This window comes from Streptomyces sp. SID5464 (assembly GCF_009862985.1).
GTDB classification, from domain to species: Bacteria; Actinomycetota; Actinomycetes; order Streptomycetales; family Streptomycetaceae; genus Streptomyces; species Streptomyces chartreusis_D.
The window spans coordinates 1-26701 of sequence record NZ_WWIQ01000047.1 but is presented as its reverse complement, the minus strand read 5'-3'; the positions used below and the strand labels follow the sequence as shown (position 1 = coordinate 26701).

Here is a 26701-nt window from a genome sequence, read left to right as displayed (position 1 = left end):
AGGGTGTTCCTCGACGAACTCCAGCTCATCGAGGCACACCCTCACAACGGTGTTTGCACTGATTGCTGGACGGTTTCAGGGGCTGTGTCCGCGTCGTTTTGTAGTGACTGATGCGGGCGTCATCAACGCCGTGTGCCCCGGCGTCATCGACACCCCGATGGTCGCCGACATGGGAACAGCTCTCCCCGTCGATGGTGGCTTCACCGCGCACTGATGTCCGTTCACTGACGCACGCCCTGGCGATACGCCCGCCCCTTTGAACTCGATCACTCGATCAGACCGACGACGGCGCCCCGGACGGAGAAACATAACCGCCCTACTTGACCGACCCGCCCGTGATCCCGGCGGCGATGTACTTCTGGGCGACGACGAGCAGGACCGCGGCCGGTACGGCGGAGAGCACCGCGGTCGCCATGACCGCGCCCCAGTCGCTGACATGTGCGCCGACGAACTGGTAGATGCCGAGCGTGATGGGCTTGACGTCGTCAGTGGTGTTGAGGGTGAGCGCGAACATGAAATCCGACCAGGCGAAGAGGAAGGTGAACAGTCCCGCCGTGATCAGGGCGTTGCGGCTCATGGGCAGCACGATCCGTACGAACGCGGTGAAGCGGTTCGCCCCGTCCACCATGGCGGCTTCGACGACCTCGCTCGGGATCGACACCATGAACGCCCGCAGCAGTACGACCGCGAACGGCAGACCGAGCGAGGCGTCCGCCAGGATCAGCCCCAGATAGGAGTTGACGAGGTCGAGCTGCGCATAGGCGCTGTACAGGGCGTTGGCGATGACGATGCCCGGAACCATCTGCGTGATCAGCGTCGCGAAGACGATGCCCTGCCCGCCGCGGAGTCCGAACTGGGCGAGCCCGTACGCGGCGGGCGCGGCGAGCGCGAGGCAGACGGCGACGGCGCCGAGTGCGACGCCGAGGCTGGTGAGCAGCGAGCCGCCCTGGGTGCTGATCGCCGTGTCGAAGTTCTTCAGGGACGGCGAGAGGGGGAACCACTCGGTGGCGGCGATGCTCGACTCGGGTTGAAGGGCGGTGTTGAGCATCCAGTACACAGGGAAGAGGAGCACGGCGAGGATCAGCAGCGCGGCGGCGGTGTTCCACACCGAACGAACGCGGAGAAGGTTCACCGGTCGGGTCACCGGTCGGTTCATCGGTCGGTTCATCGACGGTCACTTCCCCTTGCCGAAGTCGGCGCGGTTGGCCCGCAGGTACAGCACGGCGAAGACCGCGCTGATGAGGATCAGGACGTTGCCCACCACGGCGCCCTGGCCGAAGTCGAGCTGAAGGAAGGAGAGCTGGTACGTGACGGTGCCCAGGGTCTGGGTGGAGTCCGCGGGCCCACCCGAGGTCAGTGCCAGGATCAGGTCGAGGATCTTCACCGTCGACATGAAGCCCAGCACGAGCACGACGGTGATCACCGGTCGCAGCATCGGCAGCGTGATGCTGCGGAACGTCCGCCATGGGCCGGAGCCGTCGAGCGACGCGGCCTCGTACAGGTCGCGCGGGATCTCCTGGAGGCCGCCGTAGAGGATGACCATGTTGAACGGGATGCCGATCCAGATGTTGACCAGGACCGCCGACAGCAGTGCCACGCCGGGGCTGCTCAGCCACGGCACGCCGTCCTGCGGGACCAGGCCGACCGCGTGGAGAGCGGTGTTCAGCATGCCGTGGTCCTGGTCGAGGATGCGCCGCCAGACGACGGCGGAGACGACCATGGGCACGAGCCACGGCAGCAGCAGGATGGCGCGCACGAAGCCGGAGAGCGGGAAGCGGCGGGAGAAGAAGACGGCGAGGGCCAGGCCGACGGTGAACTGGCCGAGCAGCGAGCCGACGGTGAACAGGGCCGTGTGCCACAGGGCGTCGGTGAACAACTCGTTGGCGAAGACGGCCCGCCAGTTGTCGAAGCCGTTGAACGGGGCTTCGCCGGTGAAGTAGGTCTTCGGCGTGTAGTGCTGGAAGCTCATCACGATGTTGCGGACGAGCGGGTAGCCGAAGAAGAGCGCCATGTAGGCGAGCGCGGGAGCGACGAAGAGCCAGCGCAGCAGCTCGCGGCGCAGCGGAGCGCGGCCGGAGGCGGACTTCGTTTCAGCGGTGCCCGTGGCGGGCGCCGAGGAGGTGATGGCGGTCATGGCCGGTTCCTCACTTCCCTGTCGAAGCCTGCTGCTGGGCCCGGTGCAGGGCCTGTTCCGGACTGGTCCGGCCCGTCAGCACGGACTGGAAAGCGCCCGCGAGCGCGTCGCCGACGGCCGGCCAGCCGGTGCCGACCTTCGCGGTACGGGAGCGGGCGGTGGTGACGAGCTCGGCGAAGGCGGCGAGCTTCGGGTTCTGCTTCGCGTACGCCTGTGCGGCCTTGGCGCGGGTGGGCACGTTGTTGACCGACTCGCCCCACTGCAGCTGGTTCTCCTCGGAGTTGAGGCAGTTCAGGACCTTGCCGGCGTTCTTCTCGCGGGCCGGGTCCTCGTCGTTCTTCGGTACGGCCATGACGGTGCCGCCGATGGGCGGCACCGCCGGCTTGCCCGCCTCGGGCACCGGAATGCTCGCGACCGCCCAGTCCAGGTTCTTCTGGGCGTTGAGGACCGGCACCTGCCACGGCCCGTTGATCATCATGGCGGCGCGGCCCGCGACGAACTGGTCGTTGACGTCCTGCTGGTTCCAGTTGACGACGGACCTGGAGGCGGAACCGTCCGCGACCAGGTCCTTCCAGAGCTGGAGAGCGGCCTCGCCCCTGCCGTTGTCGATCTCGGTCTCGTCACCGCCCGCGGACCAGAAGAACGGAAGGAACTGGTAGACGCCGTCCGCGTTCGGGCTCGCGCTGAAGGCCATCCCGTACGTGTCACCCGCGGTCAGCTTCTTCGCGGCGGCCCGCAGCTCCTTCCAGGTGGTGGGCGCGGCGATGCCCGCGTCCTCGAGGAGCTCGGTGTTGTAGATCAGCGCGAGGGAGTTGACGGAACGGGCGATGCCGTACTGGGTGCCGTCGTACGAGCCGAGGGACTTCGCGCTCGCGGAGAGGCCGGAGGTGTCGACCCCGACCTCGTCGAGCGGCCGCAGGCCCTCGGTCTGCGCGAACTGGGGCAGTTCCGAGCCGTCGAGCTCCAGGATATCGGTGAGCGAGTCGGACGACGCCATCCGAAGCGCCTTGGAGGCGATCTGGTCGGCGGGCACGCTGATCTGCTCGACCTTCAAGCCGAGCGGCTTGCCGCAGCGGTCGAAGAACCGCTGGTTGGCGGTGTGTTCGGCGGTGTCGGTCGCCGAGTTGAGCACGGTGACGGTGCCCGGGTCGGGCTCCGCGGCGCAGCCGGTCAGCCATGGCGCGACGACAGCACAGGCAAGGGTGGCGGCGAGCGTGGCGGCGAGTGCGGGAACGCGTCCGCGTCTTGTTCTGATGCGTCCTGCTAACAACGGCAAGGCGGTCCTCCGTTACATGTGCGGCTCTGGACTGCGGTGTCCGACGACGGTGCGTCGCCGGCCGTGCCGTACGGGCGGTCCAAATGGTCAGCTGGGCGACGGCGGGGCGATAACGGGTCCGGCCATCCGCGGCTGGATCACGTGGTGCGGCGTGCCGGAAGGCATGCTCGAGGCAGGTGCCGCGGTGAGCTCCTGCGAAGTCGATGACCGGTCGTCGAGGCCGGGACCGATCGCGCCGATGGCGAGCCGGGTCACGGCCGTGGACATCTCCGCGACGGGCAGATCGATCCGCGGCAGATGCCGGATGCCCAGCTCGTCCGGGAGACTGCCGACGAGCACGACGGTCAGGTCGTGGGGGACCCGCAACCCGGCCGCCGCCACCACGTCCAGCAGGCGGGGGAGGAGGATCAGGTGCTGGACGACCAGCGCGGTCGGGACGGGCCGCGCGGCCAGCGCCTCGCTCAGCCGCCGCGCGAGGACGTCCGGGTCGCAGTGGGACGGGATCACGCGGACATCGGCCCCGGTCTCGACGGCCGCCCGCCGGGCGCCGGCGAGACCGTGCAGGGCATAGCCGCGGCGCGCGGCGACCTCGTGCTCGGCCGACGAGAGGAAGAGGATCCGCCGGTGTCCGGCAGCGGCGGTCTCGCGCACGGCGAGGGCGACGGCGGCATCCCAGTCCAGGTCGGTCCAGGGCAGCGCCGCGTGATCGTCGTGACCGAGCAGCGCCCCGGGGAAGCCCAGTTCGCGCAGGACCTCGACACGGGGGTCGCGGTCCTCGACGGCCATCAGCACCGCGGCGTCCGCGAGCCTGCTGCGGGCCACCCGGCGCAGCCCAGCGACACCGTCGCTGTCCGTCATCAGCAGCACGTCGTACCCGTGCACACGGGCGGCGTCGGTGACGTCGATCGCGAACCGACCGTCGACCGCCCGGTACGCCCCGGGCACACGCGGCGCGGCCAGCGCGAGCACCCGGGTCCGTGCGCTGCGCAACGTACGAGCACTCGCGCGCGGGTGGTATCCGAGCTCGTCGATCGCGACCTGCACCGCGCGTCGGGTGTCCTCGGAGATCTTGCGCGACCCGCTCAGGACGTACGACACGGTGCTCGGCGCGACGCCTGCCCGCTGGGCGACGTCCTTGATCGTGGTCATCCCCACCTCCACCAGGCCCGTCTCGGGATTCGTCGGCTCTGTCGCATCGATCGAATCGATCGAATCGATTCGACAAGCGGGGTGACCTTAAGCACGGTGGGTTGGGGAGGGCAATACCTTGAACGTGGAGCAGACCGCGGGCCGTGAACACCGATACGTTGTTGCCGCCCACGACCACCATATGGACCCGGGAGAACACTTCTCCGACGGCCCGTCATACCAGTGAGTTCGTGCCGCGAGCGGCAGCAGCGCACGCCGCATCAAGGGGAACGGGTCGCCCGGCCGCTCCCACAGGCGCACGGTCGTGTCGTCGCCGACGGTGGAGAGGAGGCGGCCGTCCGGAGAGAACGCCGCCGAGGTAGCAGATCCGCGTTCACACCTGTACCCGCCTCTGAACACCGGTCGGGCTGGCAACGCACCGCTGGAAGGGCGTGTTACCGGTGCCGAGTTGTCAGCGTGATCAGGCGGGCGCCAGCATCCCGCTGATGGAGATCACCTGCGGGCGCTGCTGGTCGGCGGGCCGGCGCGCGACGGTGGGATCGCAGGCCTGAAGCTGACGGGTGCGCGCATTTCCGGACGGCTGGACCTCAGGTACGGCACGGTCGACCACCCGTTACCGTACAGCTGCGGAGGCTGTTCGAAGTGACAGGACCGCAGGCGTGGCGTGCTCCGGATCACTGGCTGCCGCATCGCAGGGCGCTGTTTCCGAGGCAGGTCCGAACGGATGGCGACAGCGAGCCTGAACTGAACCAGGAGCGTCAAGCAGGCGCATTACCAGCGCCCAGGGGCTGACCTGTCTGAGGCCGTGTCCTACGTGGTGAGGCGGATGAGGCGTAGGAAGATCTCACAGCCACGTTCCGTGAGTGATTGTGTATATGAGTACGCACACTCATGCGGGGCGCGCGACGCCGGCCGGAGACTGCGCCCATGACACGGATCTCCGCTTCCATCAGCCCACTTGTCCGCCCCCGACGTGCCCTGACGGCAACCGCGCTCGCGACCTTGGTGCTTGCCGGCTGTGGGAGCGAGAGCCCGAGTGACGGTGGGTCTGAGAGCAAGCCGGCCAGCAGCGTCAGCGCCGCTGAGAGTGCCACATCGTCGGAGCCTGAGCAGGCGGGGTTCATGGCGATGCTGCACAAGGTTGCGCAGCCGTGTCTTGAGAGCGAGTCCGAGACCCAGACCGAGACCGAGTCAGGCCCGTCTCACAAGAGGCCAACCGGCTCGGGGAAGGAGGGGAGGGAGAGCCTCGCCCCCGGCGAGACCCCTCCGGCTGTCCCGATCGAGCCTGGCGCCCCCACGGGCCCCGAGGCGGAACTGAACGACCGAGACCGGTGCATGAGCGTCCAGCACGAACAGCGCATCGGCCAGGCGCTGCAGGCGGTTTCGGAGCCCACCCCTGCAAAGGTCAGGAAGGTCCTGAACGACCTTGGTTACATCGACGAACGCATCCACGGCCTCAGGCAGGACGGCAAGTTCACGCGCTTCTACCTGGACCTGCGCGAGAGGGGAGGCCGTCTCTGTGAGGAGGGCTTGGCGGCGGGCGTGGAAACGGACATCTCCGCGTGTGTCGCCTCCGCTGTGGGACCTTTCACGGTTGCGGGTCCAGGGGAGTAAGAGTGTGTCCTTCGTGGTGAGGCGGTCGTTGACGCCGGTACGGGGCGTAGAAGATGGAGTTGGATCGTTCCGGACGGACTGTGGGAGATCGCGAAGCCGTTGATCCTTCCACCGACGATGCGTCCGCAGGGGGCGGGACGCAGGACACGCCTGATGAGACGCTGTTCGCGGCGATCGTCGACGTGCTGGTGAGCGGTTGCTCGGCAAGCCGTCACCGGCCCCGTCACAGAGCCTGCGTGGGCCCTGAGCTGCCTTTGGCTCAGACCCCTAGGGCAGTGATGCGCCGTTCGAAGGCCCGGAGCCGCCCTTGCAGGGCATTACCGGCGTCTCCTTGGGCACGGGCATTCGGGCTTGCCGGCATGGACACAGGTCGCTGTTGAGCGGGCCAGCAGGGCGGCTGGTACTACAGCCGGTGGTCTCGCGGTGAGTGAGTAGCAACTAGGCCTTCTCGGACGACTCGACCGGTACACCCTTGACCTCAAGTCCAGTTGAGTTTCTACGGTCGATCTCGTCGGACCGACTCAGACAACGACAGGGATCCTGGCCATGGAGTACTCGCACAGCGACACCGACCTGATCAAGCAGCCCATCGGCTACTGGAGTTGGGCGGCCTACAAGGCTGTCATCGCCCGCACCCGGGCCGCCCTCGCCGGGATCGGCACCACCCAACCGCAGTGGTGGGTCCTCGCGCAGGTGGCAAGCGCCGACAACGTGAAGACCCGTGACGAAGTGTCCCGCCTCCTTCGGAACTACCTCGACGTCGGCCCGGAAACCATGGAGTCGGAGATCGATACGATCATCGCCCAGGGCTGGATCACCGAGGATGCCGAGGGGCGCCTGGGCCTCACGGCTGAGGGCAGGGCGTTCTACGACAAGGCCGCGGCCCTTCAGGACGAGCTCTGGGCGGAACGGCATGCGGGTATCTCCGACGAGGAGTACCTGACCACCCTCAAGGTGTTGCAGCGGTTCATCCACAACACGGGCGGGCGAGCTTGGCACCACTAGTGTGACGGCCGGTGGTTTCACGGTGAGTGAGTCCGTGCAGCTCGGGCTTGGTAGTGGCTGGTTCGGGCCAGGATCTGGTGGCGGGTGTGCCAGCGGTGCCGGTGCATGGCCAACCAGGTTCGCGCGGCGCGGGCGGGGGCGAGGACGAGCTTCTTCTTGTCCTGCTTGTTGAGCACGGTGGCAACGGCGGACTCGCACAGGCCGCGACGCTGGAACACCAAGCAGACTCGCCCCTCACCCCGCCACCGCTGGCCGCACGCCTGCGCCACCGCGACATCGCCGCCCAGCATCACCGTTACCGCACCACCCAGGAGGCGACCTCGTGACACCCGCGCTCGACGGGCCACGCTCGGCCCATAGCACAGGCCCTTGCCACCGACGACCGGCTGAGATCTTGGCTTCATCCCGTCCACGTCGGTACGTACACCCGGCATTCGTGGAGAGTCCCGATAGCGGTGACCTACAATTAACTGTCTATGGAAGATAATTCTTTGGAAGATGAGTAATGGCTGACGCTGACCTGAAGCTGCTGTACCGGGAGCTGGTCTCGCTGGAGATCGAGTTGTGGGGCGGCATCGAGGAGCGGTTGCGGGCGGAGTACGACCTGGCGCTGACCTCGTTCGAGGTGCTGCACCTGCTGTTGAGGTGGCCTGGGCGGCGGATCCAGGACATCGCGGAGGAGTTCTCGATCACGGTGGGCGGCACGAGCAAGGTCGTCGACCGTCTGGAGGCGGCGGGGCTGTGTGGTCGGAAGGCCAATCCGAACGACCGCCGTTCCTCGATCGTCGAGCTCACCCCTGAGGGGCGGAAGCTGGTGGACGGGGCGCTGAAGGTCTTCGAGGAGGAGCTGGAACTGCGGATCGGGTCGGTGATCCCCGAGGAGTCGGTACGCGAGGTGACCGCGGTCCTCAGTACGCTGCGGGCGGCCGGACGTGCTCTGGACGCGGAGCGCAAGGCCGCGGGGCAGCAGCCGGTTCCGGCGATGCGGGCGCCGAAGCAGCCCGGCCGGTCGGCCTCGTGAGCCGGGGCGTCTCGGGCACGCCAATGGGCGGCTGGTGCGATGCAGACGACAATGCTCGCCTGTCCCGCACCAGCCGCCCATTGCCGTTCAGTCGGCGATGCCGTTGAAGGCGATGACTTTGTCGATGTGGGCACGGACGAGGAGGTTGCCGGGGCCGCCATTGCGGGCGGCGTACTCCTGGGTGCGGTCTTTGCCCATGTAGCGGGCGCCGAGGAGGCCGCCCCAGTGCAGCATCTCGTCGGGGTGCGCGGAGGTCTCGGCGTGTCCTTGGAGGATGACGAACGCGTATGGGGGATGGTCGTCGTCGATGCAGAGGGCGAAGCGCCCGTCGCGGGCGAGGTTGCGGCCCTTGACGCCGTCCTTTTCGGTGGTGAGCACGATGTCGTCGCCGTCGAGAAGGAACCAGACCGGTGTGACGTGCGGGCTGCCGTCGGCCCGGACGGTCGACAGCTTGCCGGTGCGGGTGCCGTGCGTGACGAACGCCCGCCACTGCTCGTCAGTCATCTTCCGCATGCGATGCCTCTCACTCTGGTGGGGACCGTTCGTCATGCCCGGCGGCCGGGCTGGCCGCCGGGCATGACGAAGTGGGGTTCAGCGGTCCCAGAAGGCGTCCTCGGCGTTCTGGTCGCCGGAGAAGAGCCACATCTCGGTGATCTTGCCGTTCTGGATGCGCAGGAGATCCACGCCGTCCATGGCCAGGGACGTGTCGCCGCGGCGGCCGGTGAAATGGATGGTGGCGGCTACCAGGTCGCCGTTGCCCATCAGAGAGTGGATCTTGTCGATGGCGAAGGTGCCCCGGCTGGCCTCCATCATGCCGCCGAGCATCTGGAAGACGGCGCCCTGCCCCTTGTGCTCGCCGGAGAACTGGTTGGCACCGGGCTGGTGCCAGACGATTGCCTCGTCGAGGAGTTCGCCGAGGGTGGCCATGTCGCCGGTCTGCACGGCCTGGAAGTAGGTGCCGGCAATGTCGATGTTCGTGCTGGTCATGGTGTGTTCTCCAGAGTGTTGTGCGGGCACGGCTGCTAGCGGGCGAAGTCGAGGCATCCGGCCAGGCCGGCGTCGGCGAACGCGGTTTCGATCTCTTTTCGGCCTTCGGTGAAGTGGGCCCAGCTGTCGAAGTGGGCGGGGACGACCCGGCGGGCGCCGAGCGTCTTCGCGGCCTGGGCGCCCTGGGCGCTGTCGAGGGTGAGCAGGGCGCCGTCGAAGGCGAAGGGCATGCGGGCGCCGCCGAGGAAAAGGATCGCCGTGTCTACCGGGGCGAACCGTTCGGCGATCTCCTTGACGTGCTCCAGGGCGGCGTTGTCGCCGCTGACGTAGACCGGGGGCAGGTCGTCGGAGGTGAGCATGAAGCCGATGACGTCGCCGGTGATCGGTTCACAGCCGACCGGGCCGTGCCGGGCGGGCACGCCGGTGACGGTCACGGTGCCGGCATCGGGCCGCTTGAGCTCGGCGGTCTCCCAGACGTCCAGCCCGCGAGCATTGCCGCCCAGGCGACCGGAGCCGCTGACCGTGGTGAACACGACAGGGACTTCTGACAGACAGGCGCGGCCGGCGTGGTCGAGGTTGTCGTCGTGCTCGTCGTGGGAGAGCAGAACGGCATCGACGCGGCCCAGGTCGGCGGCGGTGACGGCGGTAGGGGCGGTCTTGACGAGCCTGTGGTCGCCCGGGAGCGGCATGGGGTACTCACCGGGCGGGTCGAAGGTGGGGTCGGTGACGAACATGAGCCCGCCGTACTCGATCACGGCGGTTGGTCCGCCGTGGACACGGACGGGGATCTGTTCGCTGGTGGCGCTGGCGCCGGGCATCGGAACCTCCAGGCGGAGTACGGGCGGGACGCGGCCCTGCAGAACCGGTCAGGGGGCAGGCGCGGAGAACACACCGAAGTGGTTGCCCGCCGTGTCCCGCAGCCGGGCGAAGGTGAAGCCCGCGGAGTCGGAGACCGGCGCCATGAGCACCTCAGCGCCCAGTCGTTCGGCGTGGGCGACGGTCGCGGCGACGTCCTGGACGACGACGTAGAAGACCGCGTAGTCGGGGAAGCGGCCTTCCGAGTCCCAGACTCCGCCGGTCGGGTGCTGGGCGCCCGGTGTCATCACCGAGTAGTAGGTGACGCCCGGGGTGTTGGTGTTGAGGACGTACTTCCAGTCGAAGAGCTCGCCGTAGAACTCCTTGACCTTCTCGGGCTGGTCGGTGCCGATCTCGAACCAGGCGACCGAGCTGACGGCGGGAACGGTCATGACACTCACTCCTCACCCCCGTAGGGCGCAGAAACACTTTGAGGCGGATTGGAATCGATGGGTGACGGCGGGTTTCCGGCGTCGACTCCGCGAGCCGACCCGGGAGTCGTGACCGCGAGCCTCGAGCTGCCACCCAGCCAACCATTTATGTTCCATGGAATCAACTTCCTAGGATTATTGTTCCAGGATGTGGGTTCGGCGGCGTCCCGCCGGCCGCCCATGGACAGCACAAGAGCCCGTCCGCCGTGGAGGCGGACGGTCAACAGCAGGAAGGAAGTCGGCCATGCAACCGGTCGAGATCGAGGCGAAGACTCTGATCCAGAAGTCGAAGACCCCGTCGAACGACTACGTCATCAACCCCTACACGGGGTGCGTGCTGGGCTGCGCGTACTGCTTCGCCTCCTTCGCGGGGCGGCAGTTCGGCCGGTCCGTCAAGGAGTGGGGCGACTACCTGTACGTGAAGAAGAACGCGGTCGAGCTCGCCCGCACAGAGCTGGCGAAGATGCCGCAGGACAAGCGGCGGGGCACGATGCTGCTCAGCTCGGTCACCGACCCCTACCAGGGCCACGAGACGAAATACCGGCTCACCCGCGGCATCCTGCGCGAACTGCAAGCGGTCGGGTACCCGGGCCTGGTGCGCATCCTGACCAAGTCGCCCGTCGTCACCCGGGACATCGACATACTTGCCGGTCTGCCGCGCGCTGAGGTCGGCATGACGGTGACCACCAGCGACGACAAGGTCAGCCGCTGGCTGGAGGTCCGCGCCCCGCTCGCCTCCCGCCGCCTGCGCACCCTGGCCCAACTCAACGAGGCCGGTGTCCGCACCTACGCCTTTGTCGGCCCGCTCCTGCCCCACTTCGCCACCCAGCCCGAGCTTGTGGACGACCTCTTCGGGCAGCTCGTCGAGGCGGGAGTCGGTGAGGTGTTCATGGAGCACATCAACCTCAAGCGCTACATCCGTGAGCGCATGGACCAGGTCCTTGCCGACGAGCCCGAAGACGTCCGCGAGGCGTACCTCCAGGCGCGGACCAAGGAGCACCGCGAACAGCTCGACGCGATCGTGGCGGAGCTGCTGGACAAGCACGGACTGCGACTGCGCTTCGAAGAGGTCGTCCACCACGACGACAATGACGCCCTGCGGGCAAGGCTCGCATCCTCAGCGTGACCAGCCCTCGCCAGAGGAGTCAGCGCGTACTCGACGCGCGGCGGGATCTCGGCGTAGGTCGTACGGGTGACGATGCCGTGCCGCTCGTGTTGACGCAGCCGACCGGTCAGGGTGTGCGGGCTGATGCCGGGCAGGGCCTCGCGCAACTTGTTGAACCGGTGAGGGCCGTGGAGCAGCTCGCCCATGATCAAAGTGGCCCACGGTCCGTTGAGCAGCGTGAGGAACCGGGCGACACCTGGCGCCACCGGCGCCCAGGGCACTCCCGTCGCCGCCGCTCTCGCCGCCGCGGGCAGGCCCGTGACCGCCCTGACCCGGAACCCCGACACCGTCGTGCACGCGCGCAGCGCGTCCTGGCCGCCGGATACTCCGCCGCCGACCTGACCGACGCATACCGAGGCGCCGAGGGAGTCTTCATCCACCTGCCGGTGGCCTCGCAGGAGGACCGCCAGACTCACGCGCACAAGATCCTCACCGCCGTTCGCGAGGCCCGGCCGGACCGCGTCATGTTCTCCACCAGCGGCTTCCCCAGCGATCCCGCCATCGGCGGTGCCGCCGCGACCCTGGCCGCCGGCCTGGCCGACAGCGGCGTGTCCCACGCGGGTCATCGCGCCCGAGCTCTACCTCGAGAACCTGCTCATTCCGCGCGTCATCGGCTCGGTCCGCGAGCGCGGCGTACTGCCCTACCCGATCCGGGCCGATGTCCCCGTCTCCTGGGCCTCCCACCTGGACAGCGCCGACGCCGTCGTCGCCCTGCTCGACCGCACGGACGTCACCGGCGTGGTCTTTGTCGGCCAGTACCAGGGCGAGCGCCGCCGCTGACATCGCAGGCGCCTACCAGGCGATGAGCGCCATGCCCGGCCGCTCGATCGCGCCGGAGACCTCCGCCCAGAAGCTGCTGGGAGTCCCCCCGGACCACGAGCCAGTGGCTGGCCGACATCGGCCTCTGACCACAACCGCAGTCAGCTCCCGCCGAGTTCGCCAAGGCTCCTGGCCTTCGCCGCACCATCCCCGAGGCGGGTCAGGCGCTGTCGCAGCCAGGCAGCCGGAGGTCGGGCAAGGATCCAGCCCTCTCACTGACGCGCTACCGGGGTGGAGCGGTGTCGTAGTCGTGCCGGGCCTGCTCGACCTTGTCCAGGTTGCCGGCAGCCCATTCGGCGAGGTGCGCGAAGAGCGGGGCCAGGCTGCGGCCCAGCTCGCTGATCTCGTACTCGACCCGAGGAGGGACCTCCGGGTGGTACGTACGCACGACCATGCCGTCGCGTTCCAGTTGCCGCAGCCGTTGGGTCAGTACCTTCGGTGTGATCGTGCCGATCCGTCGCTCCAGCTCCACGAACCGTTGCCGACCATGCATGTTGAGGGTCCACAGGATCGGCGTGGTCCACCGGCTGAACACGATGTCCACGACCGCACTGGTCGGACAGGCGAGTTCCGGCTCGGTCGTGGCGGCTGACACCCAGTCGGCATCGTTGGCCATGCACACCCCTCAGGATAGTCACTTTCCTATAGGTACCTACTATATCGGCGGTGTTAGCGTCCCCGTGTCGCCCGGAGAGCAGCTCTCCGCGGCGGTCCCGCCCGCTCGGGCGGCGACAACCATGCTGAATTGACACGGGAGTTGTTCATGTTCGTAGTGACGGGTGCGACCGGTAACGTCGGCCGATCGCTCGTGCAGGCCCTCGCGATTGCCGGTGCGCAGGTCACCGCGACGTCCCGGAGGATCTCGGATGCGCACGTGCCGGAGAGCATCCAGTACACGCAGGCGGACCTGGTCGATCCTGAGAGCCTTCGGCCCGTTTTCGCTGGAGCCGACGCGCTGTTCCTGCAAAGCGGTGGCGCCAGTGCGCACCTGCTGAGTCCACAGCACATCCTCGAGGTCGCCAAGGCCGGCGGCGTCGGGCGGGTGGTCCTGCTGTCCTCCCAAGGAGTCGCGACCCGACCGCAATCGGCCTCTCACGGGGACCTGGGACGGTCCATCGAGGACGCCGTCAAGCAGTCAGGCATGGACTGGACGATCCTGCGACCCGCAGGCTTCAACTCGAACGCGTACGCCTGGGCCGAGACGGTCCGCGCCCGAAGGACCGCCGCCGCGCCGTTCGCCGACATCGGCCTGCCGACCATCGACCCGGACGACATCGCCGAGGTCGCCGCCGCAGCCCTGCGGGAGGACGGCCACGCCGGACAGACATACGAGCTGACCGGGCCCGCCCTCAGTACGCCCCGCCAGCGGGCCGCGGCGATTGCCAACGCACTCGGCGAACCGGTCCGGTTCATCGAGCAGACCCGTGAGGAGGCCCACGCGCAGATGCTGCGGTTTATGCCCGAGCCCGTGGTCGAGACCACACTGTCCATCCTCGGTGAGCCCACCCCCGCCGAGCAGCGCATCAGCCCCGATGTCGAGCGGCTCCTCGGCCGCGCGCCCCGCACCTTCGCCGACTGGGCCCTACGCCACATCGCCGCCTTCCGATAGACCCTGCGTCTCCGGCCAAGGCATCCCTGAACGATCAATCACGCCGCACCGCCGACCGCACCCACACCGTTCGCTCACCTCAGAGCCGGTCGAAGATGCCGAGCGCGGTATCTGGTCGGCAGCGAATGCACGCCGGTACCTGCTGGCGCAGCGCCTCGAATCCGCGATCCGAGCTCACATCCCGTTGCGGCCGCTGCGCCCGTCCGTGCTGGCAGTTGAGGGGCGATGGGCGGCGCAGGCGCGGCCCGGGGATCGGGGCGCCGCCCCGCCGGGGTTGCGCGCCGGCGGGGCCGCCGCGCTGCGTCGCCATCACGGTGACGGCGGTGTCAGGAGGGGCACCTCCGTGGGGGAGAGGTCGGTGCTGGAGCGGTGCAGGGTGCGCCGCGTGGCGCCACCGGCCGGCGGCGCCACGGTCGACGTCGACGCCGACCTCCACCACGAACTCGGGACGCCGGAGCGTGACGTCCAGCGTCTCCCTGGTGCCCCATCCGGCGGAGAACGACCAGCCCGTCCAGGGGTGTCAGGGCCCGGCCGGGGCGAGGGGGCCGGCGACCGTGCGGCCGGCCTTCTGGGTGAGGGTGGTGGTGCGGTCGGTGTACTGCAGTCGCCCACCGTCGTCGTACCTGCTGAGCAGCAGACTCCGGGGAGAAGCCAGAGCGCCGGTGACCGCGCCGACGATCGCCCTCGGTCGTTTCCCGCGCCATGTGCATTTCCGCCAACCCCTCGCCGCCGGTTGGTAGGTGCCGTCCAGCCGCAACTGGTGTGCTGTTGCGGTTTGAGTGAAGCGGAGACCCTGGCCCGCACCCACGCCCCGTACTCTGCCGCCTTCACACCCCGTCCAACCGGTGCATGGGCGGTATTCGCAGCGTGCGCTATTCCTACCGTGGTCTGTCAGCGGGTCAGTTGGCGTCACAGCCGATGCCGTCACCGTCCCGGTCAAGGCGGTGAGGGTCGTCGGGGCCGACCCAGACAGGGCCTGACAGGTCCGAGCAGTCCACATCGGGGACACCAGCGGGAGGTCCGTCGGGGAGATCTGGGTGTGTCGGGGTGTCCGGGGCAGGCGGGTCAGGCGAGCCCGGGGGAGCGATGGGGGTCTCCGGCTGCTCGGGGCATGCGGTCCACAGGCCGGCTCCGGCCTGCTGGGCGGCGTCCTCGGCGTCAGAGATCTTGGTCCAGTACTTGTCGTTGGGCGGGTAGAGGACAGCCTCCGCGTGACCGCTGCGGACGAGGGACTCGTTCACGAAGGTGCCCTGCTCGTTCCATACGTACAGCAGGTACCGGTCATAGCGGTCGGTGAGTTCGACGTCGCGTTCGGCGCGGATACGGCTGCCCGGCGGCAGGAGCGTGGTCGTGCGAGCGGTGGCGTCGTCGGCGAAACAGGCACCGCGCTCCGGGGTGTCGATCTCCAGAAGCCGCACCCGGGCCACGGCGTCCTTCGGCAGGATCCGGCCGTCGCCGCGCACCTCGAGGGTGTCACCGTCGATGATGCGGAGCACCACCACGCCCGGCGGAGCTGTCGAGGGCGGGTTCGGCTCCGTGGTGGGGGTGTCCGCGAGGCCGTCGGAGGGCTCGGCAGGCGGCTTCGTCGTACCCGCTGGCGAGTCGTGTCGGGGGTTGTCGGACGGCTGAGTCGTGGAGGTCTGTGCCGGCGCAGTCGTGCCAGAGGTGCGCTCCTGGCCCTCATCAAGCAGTGCGCCGACGCCGCCTAGGCCCAAGAGGAGACCGAAGATCACCAGGATTGCGGTGATCCAGGGATGCTTGAGGTGCTGGGGCCCTCTGGGACGACGCGGCCCGCCCGGGCGGGATCGCCGGGGTTGGTCACGCCAGGAGTTCGGGTCCGGCGGCGGAGAAGGGCACATGGCGCCCTCCAAGGGAGGAAATTGTGCCCTACCAGTACAGCACTGGCCTTGCCCAGCCGCCCTCCGATGGCCCATGGGGTGCCTGCCCGATGACGGAGCCGTACCAGGGACCAGGCACAGAATTTCGAGCACACTCGGAGTTGGCCTGAGGTTGTGGCACGGATGAGCGGCGCCGACACCCCGGTCGGGAGGACGAGTCCGTGGGAAGTGTCGTGTGGGCGCTGATCCCTTTGCTCACGCTCGGGACCCTGCGTGGCCGTCCACCGCCCGGGCAGTGCCCACGCCCGAGCGGTGTGGACCCAGCGATCGGTGAAGCCCTCGAACGTCGGCAGCGACGGGCCCGAAGAACGACGGATCCTGGGACGCGATCCCGTTCTTGCACGGGAACTGCGAATCGGTCGACCGGATCTCCCACGGAAGTTCGACGACGGAGGCGATCAAGCGCCGGAGGTGCGACTCCAGCGAGGTGAGGACCAGGTCCGCGTCCGCGCGAGCGGAAGGGGCTTCTCGAAACCGAGTGTGGTTTCGAGAAGCCCTCTCCGTCCTGGCCGGTGGTGTCAGCCGAGGCCCCACTGCTGGTTGCTGCCGCCGTTGCAGTCCCACAGTCCGACGGTAGCGCCGCTGGCGGTGGAGGCACCGGTCACATCCAGGCACAGGCCCGACTGCACACCGGTGATGGTGCCGTTGGAATTGAGGTTCCATTGCTGGTTGGTGCCGCCGTTACAGTCCCACAGCACGACTTTGGCGCCGGCCGCGGTGCCGGCCGCGTCGAGGCACTTCGCACCGCCGTAGACAGTGAGCTGTTTGGCCGACGTTCTGGTCCAGGTCTGGTTCGCGCCGCTGTTGCAGTCCCAGATCTGCGTCTGGGTGCCGTTGGTCTGCGAAGAGCCGGGCACGTCCAGGCACTTGCCCGAACCGGCGGCGCGGATCGGACCTGTGGTGGTCCCGCCGGAGCCGTCGAGTCCGAAGAAGGCGATGGCCCGGGCCGCCATACCGCTGGCGGGCAGGCTGTGCCCGACACCCTGGAAGCTGTTCGCCTCGACCGGTGCCTGGGTGCCGGCGGAGCCGTAGCGGGTGCGGGTCCAGCCCGACTGCGGGGAGTCGGTGAAGACCGGGGTCTGGCTCACCCCGAGCACATTGGTCCACTGCTTGATCTCTTCACCGAAGTTCGCGTAGTACAGCGCCTCGTCCTCGGTACCGTGCCACAGCTGCATCCGCGGCCGGGGGCCGGTGTACCCCGGGTAGGCGCCCCGGACGAGGTCGCCCCACTCCTGCGGGGTCTTGGTGATCTTGCCGGTGGCGCAGTCGGTGTTCCAGCCGGAGCCGTCGCTGGTGGCGAAGCAGCCGAACGGCACGCCCATGAACGCCGCACCGGCCTTGAACAGGTCGGGGTAGTCGCCGAGCAGGACATTGGTCGTCATCGCGCCGGACGAGGCGCCGGTGACGTAGACCCGGTTGGCGTCGGCGTTCATGTTCTGCAGGGTGTACCGGACCATCTGGGCGATGCTCGTGGGATCGCTGCCCCCGTCATGCTTGAGCGCCTGGGGCGAGGAGACGTCGAAGCACTGCCCGCTGACGTTCGCGTCCGGGTAGACGACGACGAACCCGTACTGGTCGGCCAGGCGGGCGAACTCCGTGTTGGAGTAGAAGGTGGGCCCTGTGCCGGTGCAGTAGTGCACTGCCACCAGCACCGCCGGGCGTGCCGGAGCGCTGTCGGGCTTGTAGACGTACATCCGCAGGTTTCCGGGGTTGCTGCCGAAGTTGGTCACCTCGGTCAGCGACGCGGCCGACGCGGTGGTGGCCGAGGCGCCGGTCAGGCCGAACGCCGCGATCAGCGGCGAGATCGCCATCAGCAGGGCCACGAGGAAATCTCTGACGCTTCTCTTCCTGGGCTTCCGGGACACGACGCTGTCCTTTCTGGAATCCGGCGCGGCGGGGGCGATGCTCGCGGTCGGCCTGGCGAACCGGAGTGGCAGGCACGGTGGTTGCTGTGGTCAACGGCGTACGAAAATCCTCAAGAGGAGGAAGCGACACCAGATGGTGAAGCGCTTCGACGCTCCCATCGCCCTAGATGTGGTGTCAATGCCTGCGGGAAGCAAGGCTGCCTTGCCTTCATTCCTCTTGATTAGCCAGAGGATCCTCACTAACTTGAGTTGTGAGGTGAAGCGCTTCGACACTTCGGCCAGGGGCTACCAGCCATGTGACGACGTACGCCACCCCGCAACCGCCCGCCAGGGGCGCCGGCGGGCGGGACCCACCTCTCCTCCAGGGCGAGCGGCTCCCGCGTCGACGAGTCGTTCTGGGCTACCTGGGAACCGTAAAACGGTCGCCTCGAGCTCGACGTCACCCACGAGCGCGGCATCTCCGTCGTCCTCGGCACCTCCACCTACGCGGTGCCCCCGTGGATACCCACGCCCCAGACCTCCCGCGGATCGGCCCAGAGGTACCGCACCTCACAGCTGGGTTGATCCAGACGACACCCCCTGGTGCTGCAGACGCGGAAGCGCCGCCGATGAGTTTCCGGCGGTCGCGCGGTCTATTCGTCGACGAAGGGAGCGCACCATGCGCAAGATCATCGTTTGCACGTTCCTCACGCTGGACGGCGTCATGCAGGCGCCGGGCGGTCCGGACGAGGACGCTGAGAGCGGCTTCGAGTACGGCGGCTGGCAGAAACCGGTGGCCGACGAGGAGGTCGGCACGGCCATCGCCGGCTGGTACGAGCACTCCGACGCGATGCTGCTCGGCCGCAAGACGTACGAGATCTTCGCGTCGTACTGGCCGACCGCCGATCCCGACAACCCGTTCACCGATCGGATGAACAGCATGCACAAGTACGTGGCGTCTCGGACGCTGACGTCCGTCGAGTGGCGGAACTCCACGCTGCTGGAGGGCGACATCGTCGATGCCGTACGCGAGCTGAAGGCGTCCGACGGCGGCAACATCAACGTCGTCGGCAGCGGCGACCTCGCCCAGACCCTCATGCAGCACGGCCTCGTCGACGAGTACCGGCTGACCATCCATCCGGTGATCATCGGCACCGGCAAGCGGCTGTTCGCCGACGGAGCGATCCCCACTGCGCTGGAGCCGGTCAGCGTCTCGACGACGAAGGGCGGCACCATCGTCGGCGTCTACCGGCCGAACGGTAAGCCCAGCTACGACAGCTACTAGCGCGCACCGGGCGAAGGCCGCCCAGGCGTCCGGGCTCGGCCCGGGCATCCGCACTGCCGGCCGTTTCATCGAGCAGTTCCGCTCGGGCCGAGGACGCTCCTGCACTTCGACCTCGCCGAGCACCGCGCCTCCTGGGCCTGGACAACGGTGGAGTTCCTGCGCCACACCGGCGCCCGCATCGAGCGCTCGTCAGCCCCGAGCTCGCTGGCCTCCTGGCCCAGCATCGTCCGCCGGGTCCGCGACCGCGTACCGGCGCCATCGGCGCCGAGGAGAAGCACCGCCAGCACGATCAGGGCCACGGGCAGCACACGGCCGATGACCTTGGAAGAAGCGCGCGTCAAACGCCCCTCAGAACACGATCAAGTGCCGCCCGGCCTACAGGGCCCCAGTTCGGCTTGCCGCCGGGAAGACCCCGATCTCCGTTCTGCCCCATGAGCATCAGGAAGAGGCTCTTCATCGCGGCCAGCCCGCGGGCGCGCCGGATCGTCGCCTCGTCTGCCTGCGCGTAGGTGTCGAAGAATCGTGCGGCCGAGCCCGCGGGTAGCAGTACCCATGCGGCGGCGAGGTCCCAGGCCGGGTCGCCGGCGCACATGGCACCGAAGTCGACGATGCCCGAGAGCGTTCCGTCCGAGACGACGACGTTCGCGGGATGGAGGTCGCCATGCACCCATACCGGCGGACCATCCCACTCGGGGGCCGCGACGGCATCGTCCCACACGGCCCGGGTGTCGGCAGCGAGGTCGTCGGGGGCAACTGCCTGGAAGAAGTTCTCGAAGCCGTCGGTGCACTTCTTGGGATGAGCGCCGAAGTCCGAGCCGGTCGGTGCCTCGGCGGGCGCCTCCACGTGGAGCGCCCGGAGGAAGCCCGCCAGCGTGTCGGCCGCGTGGTCGCCGCGGCTGATCGAGCCGTGGTCCAGCGGCTCGCCGGGAACCCACGTCATCACGGTCCAGTGCTTGGGGAAGCGCTCGGACGGTTCGCCGAACCGCACCGGGGTCGGCACCGGGAGCGGAAGGCACGGGGCCAGCACGGGCAGCCACCGCCGCTCCTTGAGCTGGAGCTCCGGTGTGGGATCCATGCGCTGCATGCGCACCGCCAACTCCTCCCCGAGGCGCCACATTTGGTTGCCCCAGCCGCCTGCAACCTCGCGGATGGCCAGCCCCGCAAGGTCCGGATGTTGCTCCTGCAGCAGGTCGCGAACCAGGTCTGCGGTGATCTCGATCTCGGTGTCGGTCATGCGAAGTCACAGTACTGACGCGGCAAGCGGAGCGGCTGAGCATCGCGCTGTGATTTCTCCTGCATCACCAATTCGGTTTGAGAGAGCTGCAGCTCAGAGGCTTTTGTGACGGAACGGCTCCAAAGTTCGGAGAGGTGACCAGCTCGAACGACACGAGACCGGTCCAGATCGCGAGTGCCATGACCGCCACTCCCACCCCTGCCAGCGCACCAAGGGGGTCTGAGGGATTGCCGCGTGCCGGCCTCACGGCCGATGCCCTACCGCTGTCCCTTCATCAGACACCGCAGGTCAAGGCCCCGCACCTCGTACACCAACAGGCGGAGGGATCGTCGAGTCGCCATGGAGTTGTCGGCGCAGACCGCGCCCGGAGGGGAGGAGGCAGCCGAGCAGACGGTCCAGAGCACGTGCCGCCTCCCAGACCTCACGGGCCCGAAAGGCTGGAGTACGGCACTGCGTGATCGTGCCCGTGCGCGGACCTCTACGACCACGTCGGCGCCCCGACCGTCGGTGAGCTTGCGCTCCTCGGTGCCCCGCCCGGCGTGTCGACGTAGCCGATCACGTCGCTCGCGCCGGGTTCGTGCAGTGGTGCTGCGTTCTCAGCGAGACACCGCCTCCTCAGCGAGACGCAGCCCGAACCCTGGAACAGCACCGTGTCCCCCGGGGGCTGGTCTCCGTGAAGTCCAAGTGCTCGGGCCTTGGCACCGCGCGGTGTGCGAGTGTCAGGGCGTCACACGCAGGAACCGCACCGTTTCATCCAACGCTTCCGGCGCTACCGCTGGGAATGTGGGCACAAGCTCGACGACATCACCGTCTCCGAGCGCTTCGGCAAGCAGTGACCGGCCCTCTGCCGTGCTTCCCTTTGCCTCCGCGACCGCGCCCAGTGCGGACGCTCGCAAGGCAGGGTCGGTGATCGAGCGGGCCACCCGCAGGGCATCCTCGGCCTCCCCGGCACGGGCCAGCGCCTTCGCGGCCGTAGCCTCGAGCGACGCTCGTGTGGCTGGGTCGGGGATGGTGCGGCCCACCCGCAGGGCGTCCTCGGGGCGCCCGGCTTGGGCAAACGACTCGGCCACCGCACCCAACGCGGTCGGCTGCAGGGAAGGGTCGGAGACGGAGCGGGCCGCTCGCACGGCCTCTTCCCCCTTGATGGGCGCCAAGTACATGGCCACCAGGGCTATCTGATAGGCGCGAAGCCCGGGGTCGGTGATGGACGTCGCCAGCGCAAGGGCCTCTTCAGCCCGGCCGGCGAGGGCCATCGCTTCAGCGAGCGCGCCCACCATGGTGTGCCGTTCGACGGAGTCGGTGGCGTAGACCACCTGCTCGGCCCGGTGCAGGACACTCGCGGCCCGCTCGGCCTGCCCGGCATGGGCCAGTTCTTCCGCTACTTCACTGAGTGCCAAAACTCGCCGGGTGGAGTTGGTGATGGAGCGGGTCTCCTCCTCCGCCTCGTGAAAAACAGCCAGTGCTTGGTCCGCCCGGCCCGAGTGGGCCATCACTCCTGCGATCGCGGACAGCACGCGCACGCGTGTTTCGGGGGAGGTGATGGCTCTGGCCACCTCCATGCCTTCTTCGGCTCGGCCGGCGCGGGCCATGGCCCGCGCGACCTCACCCAGCGCGGTCGGCAGGATGGATGGATCGGTGATGGAGCGAGCCAGGTTCAGGGCCTCTTCCAGTTGCCCGGTTCTTGCGATCTCGTTCGTGATCACGGCCAGTGCGGACGCTTTCGAGACCCGATCCGTCACGGATTGAGCCACCGCGAGGGCTTCTTCGACCCGGTCGGCGCGGGCGATCGCTCCGGCGATGTTCGTCAGTGCGGACCCCTGTGAGGGCGGGTAGGTGATCGAGCGGGCTGTCTCCACTGCTTCACGAAGGACATCGACGGCATCCTCGGCTCGGTCGGCGTCCGTCAGCACACGGGCGACGGCAACGACCTGGGAGACTCGCCTTTCCGGCTGGGTGATGGTGCGGACCGTCTCCTCGGCCTGGTGAAGAGCGCTCCTGGCTTGGTCGGGCTGTCCGGTGCGGGCGAGCGCGGCTGCGACCGTCGCCAGTGCCGATGCTCGTGGGCCGGGATCGGGGACGGAGTGGGCCACCCTGAGGGCCTCTTCGGTCCGGCCGGCAGCCGTCATCGCCGGGGCGATTGAACCGAGCGCGACGGCTTGGGCACCGGGGGAGGTGATGGTGCGGACCGTCTCCTCGGCCTGGTGAAGAGCGCTCCTGGCTTGCTCGGGCTGTCCCCTGCGGGCGAGCGCGGCTGCCACCGTAGCCAGTGCCGACGCTCGTGGGCCGGGATCGGTGATGTAGTGGGCCACCCGGAGGGCCTCGGTTCCCCGGCCGGCGCCGGCCAGTACTTCGGCAACCGCCGGCGGCGCAGTCTGCTCCCAGGCGAAAGTGCCGGTCCCCGGGGCCACGCCCCTCGCCCGCTCAAGCGCGATCAGCGCCTGCTCGGCACGGCCGGCACGAGCCAGCGCCTCCGCGATGGAGGCCAGCGCACACGCTTGGAAGGCGGCGGCGTGGGACCGCGCCACCGCGAAGGCTTCCTCGAGCCTGCCTGCGCTCGCCAGCGCCCCTGCTACCGCACCCAGCATGGACGCATGCGAGGTGGCGATGTCGGAGCGGGCCACCTCGAGGAGCTCTGGAATACGACCTGCTCGGGCCAACGCCCGTGCGAACGCGCTCAGGGCGGACACCTGCGGACCGTCGGCTGTGATGGGACCGGCCACCTCCAGGGCCTCACGACAGATGACGACGGCTTCTTCGCCCCGTCCCGCATCCGTCAGTTCGCCGGCGATGCTGACGAGCGCCGACACTTGCGTGACGAGGTCGGTGAGGGAGTGAGCAACGTCCAGGGCCTCCTCGAGCCGGCCCACCCGCGTAAGGGCTCCGACGCAGGCTGCTCGTGCTCTTGCCTGGAGTTCCGCACCCGGCAGTTCGCCGGCGGCTGCCAGGATCAAGTCGATGTGCCGTACACCGTGTTCTGAACGCAGAATGCCTTCGAACACCTCGCCGACGCGCCACTGATCTCCACACAAGCCGGCCAGCGCTACGGCTTTGGAGACGAATCCGAGAGCAGCCCACGCGAGGACGACCTCCTGGGAGGTCGCGGCCGCCTTCTCCTGCAGGCGCTTCTTGTGCCATGCGAGGCGCACGCAAGCGCGGAGATCCGGCTCAGGCTCAGCACGGTGCAGGCTCAGGGCGTCCCTGATCTCAGTGAGCGCCTCGGTGTCCGTACCGGTGGTCTTCCAGAGCCGTTCCTGGCGGTCCGAGTCGGTACCCAGCTCGCTCAAGCGGACGGTGTCACGCTGTTCGAGGAGCATGCGCGGATAGGAGATCAGAGAGAACTCCGCGGTCGTGGGCGGCCACTTCTGCCGTCGCGCTTCATCGACATAGGCGTGGATGCGATCAAGACAACGGTTCAGATCGGCGCGGTCCAGAAGGTTCCTCGCGCCGGTGAGCAGTTCCTGATGGGCGAAGGAGTACAGCCGGACCGGTCGGCCGTCAGGGGCCACGGCCCACTGAGCGGGACGATCCTGGAAGACCCTGCCCACGGCACCGCCCAGCTGTAGTTCGATGCGGCGGGTGGTCTGGCCGGTCAGTCGCGCAAGGTCTACGGCGCTCAGGCCGCCGCCACTGGCGGCGATCATGCCGACGAGGTCCTGCGGCAAGCCGCCGCCGGTGATGAGGGCGTCGAGGTTGCGTTCGGCGTCTCGCCGGACTGCGCGGGCAGCCGGCGAGGCGGCCAGGGCGTGATCGATTGACGTTGCCCGCAACGGGTGTCCGTCGGGCACGTCTCCGGGTACGGGTGGACTCGGCCGGCCCGCGACGATGATGCGCAGTCCGGGTGGCGGGGTGCGTGGCAGCAGCGCCGCGATGCTGTAGCCGGAGCTGCCCGAGGTGACACCGGTGTCCTCGTCCAATCCGTCAACCAGCAGGACGAGGTGGCGCTTGGCGGCTCGGGCCTGGGCAGCGGCCAGTTGGAGAGCGTCCTGAAACCCGTCGTAGCCGCCACAGTCCAAGTCGGCGTCCTGAAGATAGGCCTGCAACTGACGCTGTAGTGCCGCCAGGAAGGCCGTACGGTCGGCACGTCCGGCCATACGGGAGGTGATGAAGAAGCCCAGCACATCGACCCCAGCCGGTGGGTGAAGGTAGAACCTGGCCATGAGCACGGTCTTTCCGGCCCAGGCCGGGGCCAGCCATCGCCAATACCCCATGGCGGACGGGGTCCCGCCGGTGGCGAATCGTGCCATCGCCTCCAGTTCCGCCTCGCGTCCCTCGAACCCGGCAGCCTCCAGGGCCCGGACCTCCAACTCGTACGTGGACCGGGGTACCCGCGGTCGATACGAGCGTGGCACCGCCCCGTTGATGGTGATCCGGTTCCGGTCACCGGTCACGACCAGGTGCTGATCCCCGCCGGCATAGGCTGCCCGTGGCCCCAACTGAACAGCAGTGGCTGTGCCGTTGCCCGGGGCGGCAGGCTCACCTTCGGCTCCGGTCTCCGCCGTGTCGTTCACCGCATCCCCGTCTGGAAGGCCGTGAGGGCCGGTGCGGGGATCCCGTCGCCTCCACCACCTCATGACTGCGTGTTGTCGTCGCCGGTGACCGCCTCACCGATCGATCCGGCAGCCGACACGCCTCGCTCACCCGGTGGCCCCGACGTACTCGACGCGGCCGCAGTGCCGGAGCCGGGCGGGGACGGAGCGTTGCCGGACAGCCGGTTACGGTCGCCGGTGACCGCCCGACCGATGCTGCCGCCCGCCTGAACCGACCGCGCGCCTGCCGCCGCAGTGGCCCCAGGGCCGCCTGCCCGGAAGAGCTGAACGAGGGATACCGCCAGACCGACCGCGCTCAGCACCGCGCCCACGACACTGGCCACCCGATCGGCGGTGCCCAGGTCACCGAGAGCAGCCACCAGCAAGGCGACGCACACGCCCGCGCACAGGAGCACCGAGCCCCACCTCCATGCCCTGGCCCTGCTGGACATCGTCACCCGTAGCCCCCGTTCCCAAGCCGTGGTCCATGTGAAGGTAGCGCTCCCAGCACGGACCTGCCCAACTCGGTGTGAAGGGCGGCATGCGCGCTCCGAGGACACATGGCCGGTACGAGCGGCACGTCGGTTGCCACCGAGAACACGACGAGGATGATCGGGCGAGGGCGTTCGGCCCTGGTGGCAGGCGGGCACAGTCACCGGCCTTGGCGTGGACGCCACCGCGCCGGCCCAGGTAAATGATCCACCTCAGTGGGTCGGCCGTTGTTACAGCTGGTCCCCCATGCCGGCTGGTTCCGGAGGGTGCGGCCCGCCACCGTCCTTGATGTCCTGCTCGCAGGTTCGTCCGTCGTAGGACTGGTCATTGGGGATCAATAGCACTCCGGCAACCTGCTCAGGGTGCTCTACGGCGAGCCAGACGTCGCCTGTGAGGTCGCCGTCCGGCCCGAACGCCTCCGACGAATAGACCGTCTGACATCCCAGCGCCACGCGTTCCTTGTCGACCGCGCAGGCGTCCACTGCAGGGCCGGATGTCTCGTCAGCGCCGTCGAAGCGGTAGTGGAAGTGGACCTGGTCACCCTCGGAGGGCACCTGCGGGTGGGGCTCAAGGCGCCAGTCAACGACCTCGGCGGTGACGCCGAGAGGCCGCCCAGACGTGTCCTCGACCTGCACCCTGACACCGGCCTCACCGCGCTCCGCCGTCGTGTCGGTGCAGCCCCAGGGAGAAGAGCAGCCGGATAGGGCGAGAATCACCAGAGCCAACGGAGCACCGGCAAGTACCCGTGCGCGGAACACTCAGATGACCTCCAGTCAGGTGGAGCGGAGCAGTGTATCCCGGGGCCTGGCAGCTGCGACAGCGACGAGCCGGCTGCACAGTCGACTCCTGCCGCGAGTGCGACAACTGCAAGGCCGGCCTGGGGCAGCACTGCACCGGCGGCCCCATGGTCGGCACGTACAACGCCATCGGCCGTGACGGCGAGCCCACCAACGGCGGCTACGCCACGCACGTCGTCGTCGACGAGAACTACGTCGTCCGCATCCCCGACGGACTGGCCCTGGACATCGCCGCGCCGCTGCTGTGCGCTGGCATCACCACATACTCCCGCTCAAGCGTGGGGCGCGGGCCCCGGCAAGAAGGTCGCCGTGATCGGCCTGGGCGGTCTCGGCCACGTGGGCGTCAAGATCGCGCACGCGCTCCCCCAGTACGGGGCGAGCCAGGCACCGATCGCGGCGTCGACGGTGTCACCGTCGAGGCGGGCCAGGACCCGGCCGAGGGTGGTCGCCCGCGGGGCGGCCCGCAGGCCGAGCCGCTCACGGATCTCCTCGGGCAGGTAGGCGGCATGCCGCGCGACTGCGACTAGGGCCTGTCGTTTGGATCAGGTCGCAGGGAAGTG

25 protein-coding genes and 3 pseudogenes are annotated in these 26701 nt (G+C 68.8%); 11 read left to right on the top strand and 17 right to left on the bottom strand.

Annotation, left to right across the window (positions count from 1 at the left end; translation table 11 throughout):
- Positions 1–49: 49 nt before the first annotated feature.
- Positions 50–214, top strand: a complete 165-nt coding sequence (locus GTY47_RS22685) for a hypothetical protein (RefSeq protein ID WP_158688461.1) — start codon at positions 50–52, stop codon at positions 212–214.
- A gap of 102 nt (positions 215–316) precedes the next feature.
- Here the strand turns inward: GTY47_RS22685 and GTY47_RS22680 are convergent, their stop codons facing one another.
- The 4 genes from GTY47_RS22680 to GTY47_RS22665 all read right to left on the bottom strand — a co-directional run bounded on the left by GTY47_RS22680 (position 317) and on the right by GTY47_RS22665 (position 4559).
- On the bottom strand, positions 317–1048 hold the full coding sequence (locus GTY47_RS22680; protein WP_231911214.1) for a carbohydrate ABC transporter permease: 732 nt from the start codon (positions 1046–1048) through the stop codon (positions 317–319).
- Positions 1049–1174: 126 nt separating this feature from the next.
- Positions 1175–2134: a sugar ABC transporter permease gene (locus GTY47_RS22675; RefSeq protein ID WP_010047199.1), complete on the bottom strand. Its 960-nt coding sequence runs from the start codon at positions 2132–2134 to the stop codon at positions 1175–1177.
- Between the two features lie 10 nt (positions 2135–2144).
- Positions 2145–3410, bottom strand: a complete 1266-nt coding sequence (locus GTY47_RS22670) for a sugar ABC transporter substrate-binding protein (protein ID WP_029181683.1) — start codon at positions 3408–3410, stop codon at positions 2145–2147.
- Positions 3411–3497: 87 nt separating this feature from the next.
- The gene (locus GTY47_RS22665; protein ID WP_010047195.1) at positions 3498–4559 is read right to left on the bottom strand and encodes a LacI family DNA-binding transcriptional regulator; all 1062 of its coding nucleotides are present in this window, start codon (positions 4557–4559) and stop codon (positions 3498–3500) included.
- Positions 4560–5486: 927 nt separating this feature from the next.
- On the opposite strand from GTY47_RS22665, the gene GTY47_RS41155 reads away from it, so the two are divergent.
- The 3 genes and pseudogenes from GTY47_RS41155 to GTY47_RS22655 all read left to right on the top strand — a co-directional run bounded on the left by GTY47_RS41155 (position 5487) and on the right by GTY47_RS22655 (position 7178).
- Positions 5487–6173 (top strand): hypothetical protein, encoded by a 687-nt coding sequence (locus GTY47_RS41155; RefSeq protein WP_010047193.1) that lies wholly within the window; start codon positions 5487–5489, stop codon positions 6171–6173.
- A 63-nt stretch (positions 6174–6236) separates the two neighbouring features.
- Positions 6237–6373 (top strand): annotated as a pseudogene (locus tag GTY47_RS40360) (IS5/IS1182 family transposase); the annotation flags it as partial.
- A 346-nt stretch (positions 6374–6719) separates the two neighbouring features.
- Positions 6720–7178 (top strand): MarR family winged helix-turn-helix transcriptional regulator, encoded by a 459-nt coding sequence (locus tag GTY47_RS22655; RefSeq protein WP_010047191.1) that lies wholly within the window; start codon positions 6720–6722, stop codon positions 7176–7178.
- 17 nt (positions 7179–7195) lie between these two features.
- Here the strand turns inward: GTY47_RS22655 and GTY47_RS22650 are convergent, their stop codons facing one another.
- On the bottom strand, positions 7196–7399 hold the full coding sequence (locus GTY47_RS22650) for a hypothetical protein (protein ID WP_158688460.1): 204 nt from the start codon (positions 7397–7399) through the stop codon (positions 7196–7198).
- Positions 7400–7683: 284 nt separating this feature from the next.
- Between GTY47_RS22650 and GTY47_RS22645 the strand changes: the two genes are divergently transcribed.
- The gene (locus tag GTY47_RS22645) at positions 7684–8199 is read left to right on the top strand and encodes a MarR family transcriptional regulator (protein WP_010047185.1); all 516 of its coding nucleotides are present in this window, start codon (positions 7684–7686) and stop codon (positions 8197–8199) included.
- 87 nt (positions 8200–8286) lie between these two features.
- Here the strand turns inward: GTY47_RS22645 and GTY47_RS22640 are convergent, their stop codons facing one another.
- The 4 genes from GTY47_RS22640 to GTY47_RS22625 all read right to left on the bottom strand — a co-directional run bounded on the left by GTY47_RS22640 (position 8287) and on the right by GTY47_RS22625 (position 10433).
- Positions 8287–8712, bottom strand: coding sequence for a PPOX class F420-dependent oxidoreductase (locus tag GTY47_RS22640; RefSeq protein ID WP_010047183.1), 426 nt, complete (start codon positions 8710–8712; stop codon positions 8287–8289).
- A 78-nt stretch (positions 8713–8790) separates the two neighbouring features.
- The gene (locus GTY47_RS22635; protein WP_010047182.1) at positions 8791–9186 is read right to left on the bottom strand and encodes a nuclear transport factor 2 family protein; all 396 of its coding nucleotides are present in this window, start codon (positions 9184–9186) and stop codon (positions 8791–8793) included.
- A 35-nt stretch (positions 9187–9221) separates the two neighbouring features.
- Entirely contained in the window at positions 9222–10004 is a 783-nt protein-coding gene (locus GTY47_RS22630; RefSeq protein WP_010047180.1) for an MBL fold metallo-hydrolase, read from the bottom strand.
- Between the two features lie 48 nt (positions 10005–10052).
- On the bottom strand, positions 10053–10433 hold the full coding sequence (locus tag GTY47_RS22625; protein WP_010047179.1) for a VOC family protein: 381 nt from the start codon (positions 10431–10433) through the stop codon (positions 10053–10055).
- A gap of 283 nt (positions 10434–10716) precedes the next feature.
- Here GTY47_RS22625 and GTY47_RS22620 point away from each other — a divergent pair, with 283 nt between their 5' ends.
- The gene (locus tag GTY47_RS22620; RefSeq protein WP_010047177.1) at positions 10717–11598 is read left to right on the top strand and encodes a radical SAM protein; all 882 of its coding nucleotides are present in this window, start codon (positions 10717–10719) and stop codon (positions 11596–11598) included.
- A gap of 65 nt (positions 11599–11663) precedes the next feature.
- Here GTY47_RS22620 and GTY47_RS41150 read toward each other — a convergent pair.
- Positions 11664–11783, bottom strand: a pseudogene (locus tag GTY47_RS41150) (winged helix-turn-helix transcriptional regulator); the annotation flags it as partial.
- Between GTY47_RS41150 and GTY47_RS41145 the strand changes: the two are divergent.
- Together GTY47_RS41145 and GTY47_RS40355 are read left to right on the top strand one after the other, a co-directional pair.
- The gene (locus GTY47_RS41145; protein WP_197709802.1) at positions 11782–11979 is read left to right on the top strand and encodes an NmrA family NAD(P)-binding protein; all 198 of its coding nucleotides are present in this window, start codon (positions 11782–11784) and stop codon (positions 11977–11979) included. The pseudogene GTY47_RS41150 and the gene GTY47_RS41145 sit on opposite strands and share 2 nt — an antisense overlap.
- 165 nt (positions 11980–12144) lie before the next feature.
- The gene (locus GTY47_RS40355; RefSeq protein ID WP_029181682.1) at positions 12145–12417 is read left to right on the top strand and encodes a hypothetical protein; all 273 of its coding nucleotides are present in this window, start codon (positions 12145–12147) and stop codon (positions 12415–12417) included.
- Positions 12418–12679: 262 nt separating this feature from the next.
- Here the strand turns inward: GTY47_RS40355 and GTY47_RS22605 are convergent, their stop codons facing one another.
- Complete coding sequence (locus GTY47_RS22605; RefSeq protein WP_010047173.1) at positions 12680–13072, bottom strand: helix-turn-helix domain-containing protein; 393 nt, start codon at positions 13070–13072, stop codon at positions 12680–12682.
- 147 nt (positions 13073–13219) lie between these two features.
- Between GTY47_RS22605 and GTY47_RS22600 the strand changes: the two genes are divergently transcribed.
- Entirely contained in the window at positions 13220–14065 is an 846-nt protein-coding gene (locus GTY47_RS22600; protein WP_010047171.1) for an NAD(P)H-binding protein, read from the top strand.
- Positions 14066–14964: 899 nt separating this feature from the next.
- On the opposite strand, the gene GTY47_RS40350 is transcribed toward GTY47_RS22600, so the two are convergent.
- Together GTY47_RS40350 and GTY47_RS22590 are read right to left on the bottom strand one after the other, a co-directional pair.
- A complete protein-coding gene (locus GTY47_RS40350) occupies positions 14965–15567 on the bottom strand; it encodes a thermonuclease family protein (RefSeq protein ID WP_010047163.1) in 603 nt (200 codons plus the stop codon).
- Positions 15568–16481: 914 nt separating this feature from the next.
- Entirely contained in the window at positions 16482–17774 is a 1293-nt protein-coding gene (locus GTY47_RS22590) for a PHB depolymerase family esterase (protein WP_102514953.1), read from the bottom strand.
- Positions 17775–18486: 712 nt separating this feature from the next.
- Here GTY47_RS22590 and GTY47_RS22585 point away from each other — a divergent pair.
- On the top strand, positions 18487–19092 hold the full coding sequence (locus GTY47_RS22585) for a dihydrofolate reductase family protein (RefSeq protein ID WP_010047159.1): 606 nt from the start codon (positions 18487–18489) through the stop codon (positions 19090–19092).
- Positions 19093–19157: 65 nt separating this feature from the next.
- Here GTY47_RS22585 and GTY47_RS22580 read toward each other — a convergent pair whose 3' ends face one another.
- From GTY47_RS22580 to GTY47_RS22565, 4 genes are all read right to left on the bottom strand, one after another.
- Positions 19158–19433 (bottom strand): hypothetical protein, encoded by a 276-nt coding sequence (locus GTY47_RS22580; protein ID WP_158688459.1) that lies wholly within the window; start codon positions 19431–19433, stop codon positions 19158–19160.
- Positions 19430–20326 carry an aminoglycoside phosphotransferase family protein gene (locus tag GTY47_RS22575; RefSeq protein WP_010047155.1) on the bottom strand — a complete coding sequence of 299 codons (897 nt, stop codon included), beginning with the start codon at positions 20324–20326 and terminating at the stop codon, positions 19430–19432. Before GTY47_RS22575 ends, GTY47_RS22580 begins: the two co-directional genes overlap by 4 nt.
- Positions 20327–21045: 719 nt before the next feature.
- Entirely contained in the window at positions 21046–24834 is a 3789-nt protein-coding gene (locus tag GTY47_RS22570; RefSeq protein ID WP_158688458.1) for a tetratricopeptide repeat protein, read from the bottom strand.
- A gap of 740 nt (positions 24835–25574) precedes the next feature.
- Positions 25575–26102, bottom strand: a complete 528-nt coding sequence (locus GTY47_RS22565; RefSeq protein ID WP_010047152.1) for a hypothetical protein — start codon at positions 26100–26102, stop codon at positions 25575–25577.
- A gap of 71 nt (positions 26103–26173) precedes the next feature.
- On the opposite strand from GTY47_RS22565, the pseudogene GTY47_RS22560 reads away from it, so the two are divergent.
- Positions 26174–26504, top strand: a pseudogene (locus tag GTY47_RS22560) (alcohol dehydrogenase catalytic domain-containing protein); the annotation flags it as partial.
- Between the last annotated feature and the right edge of the window lie 197 nt (positions 26505–26701).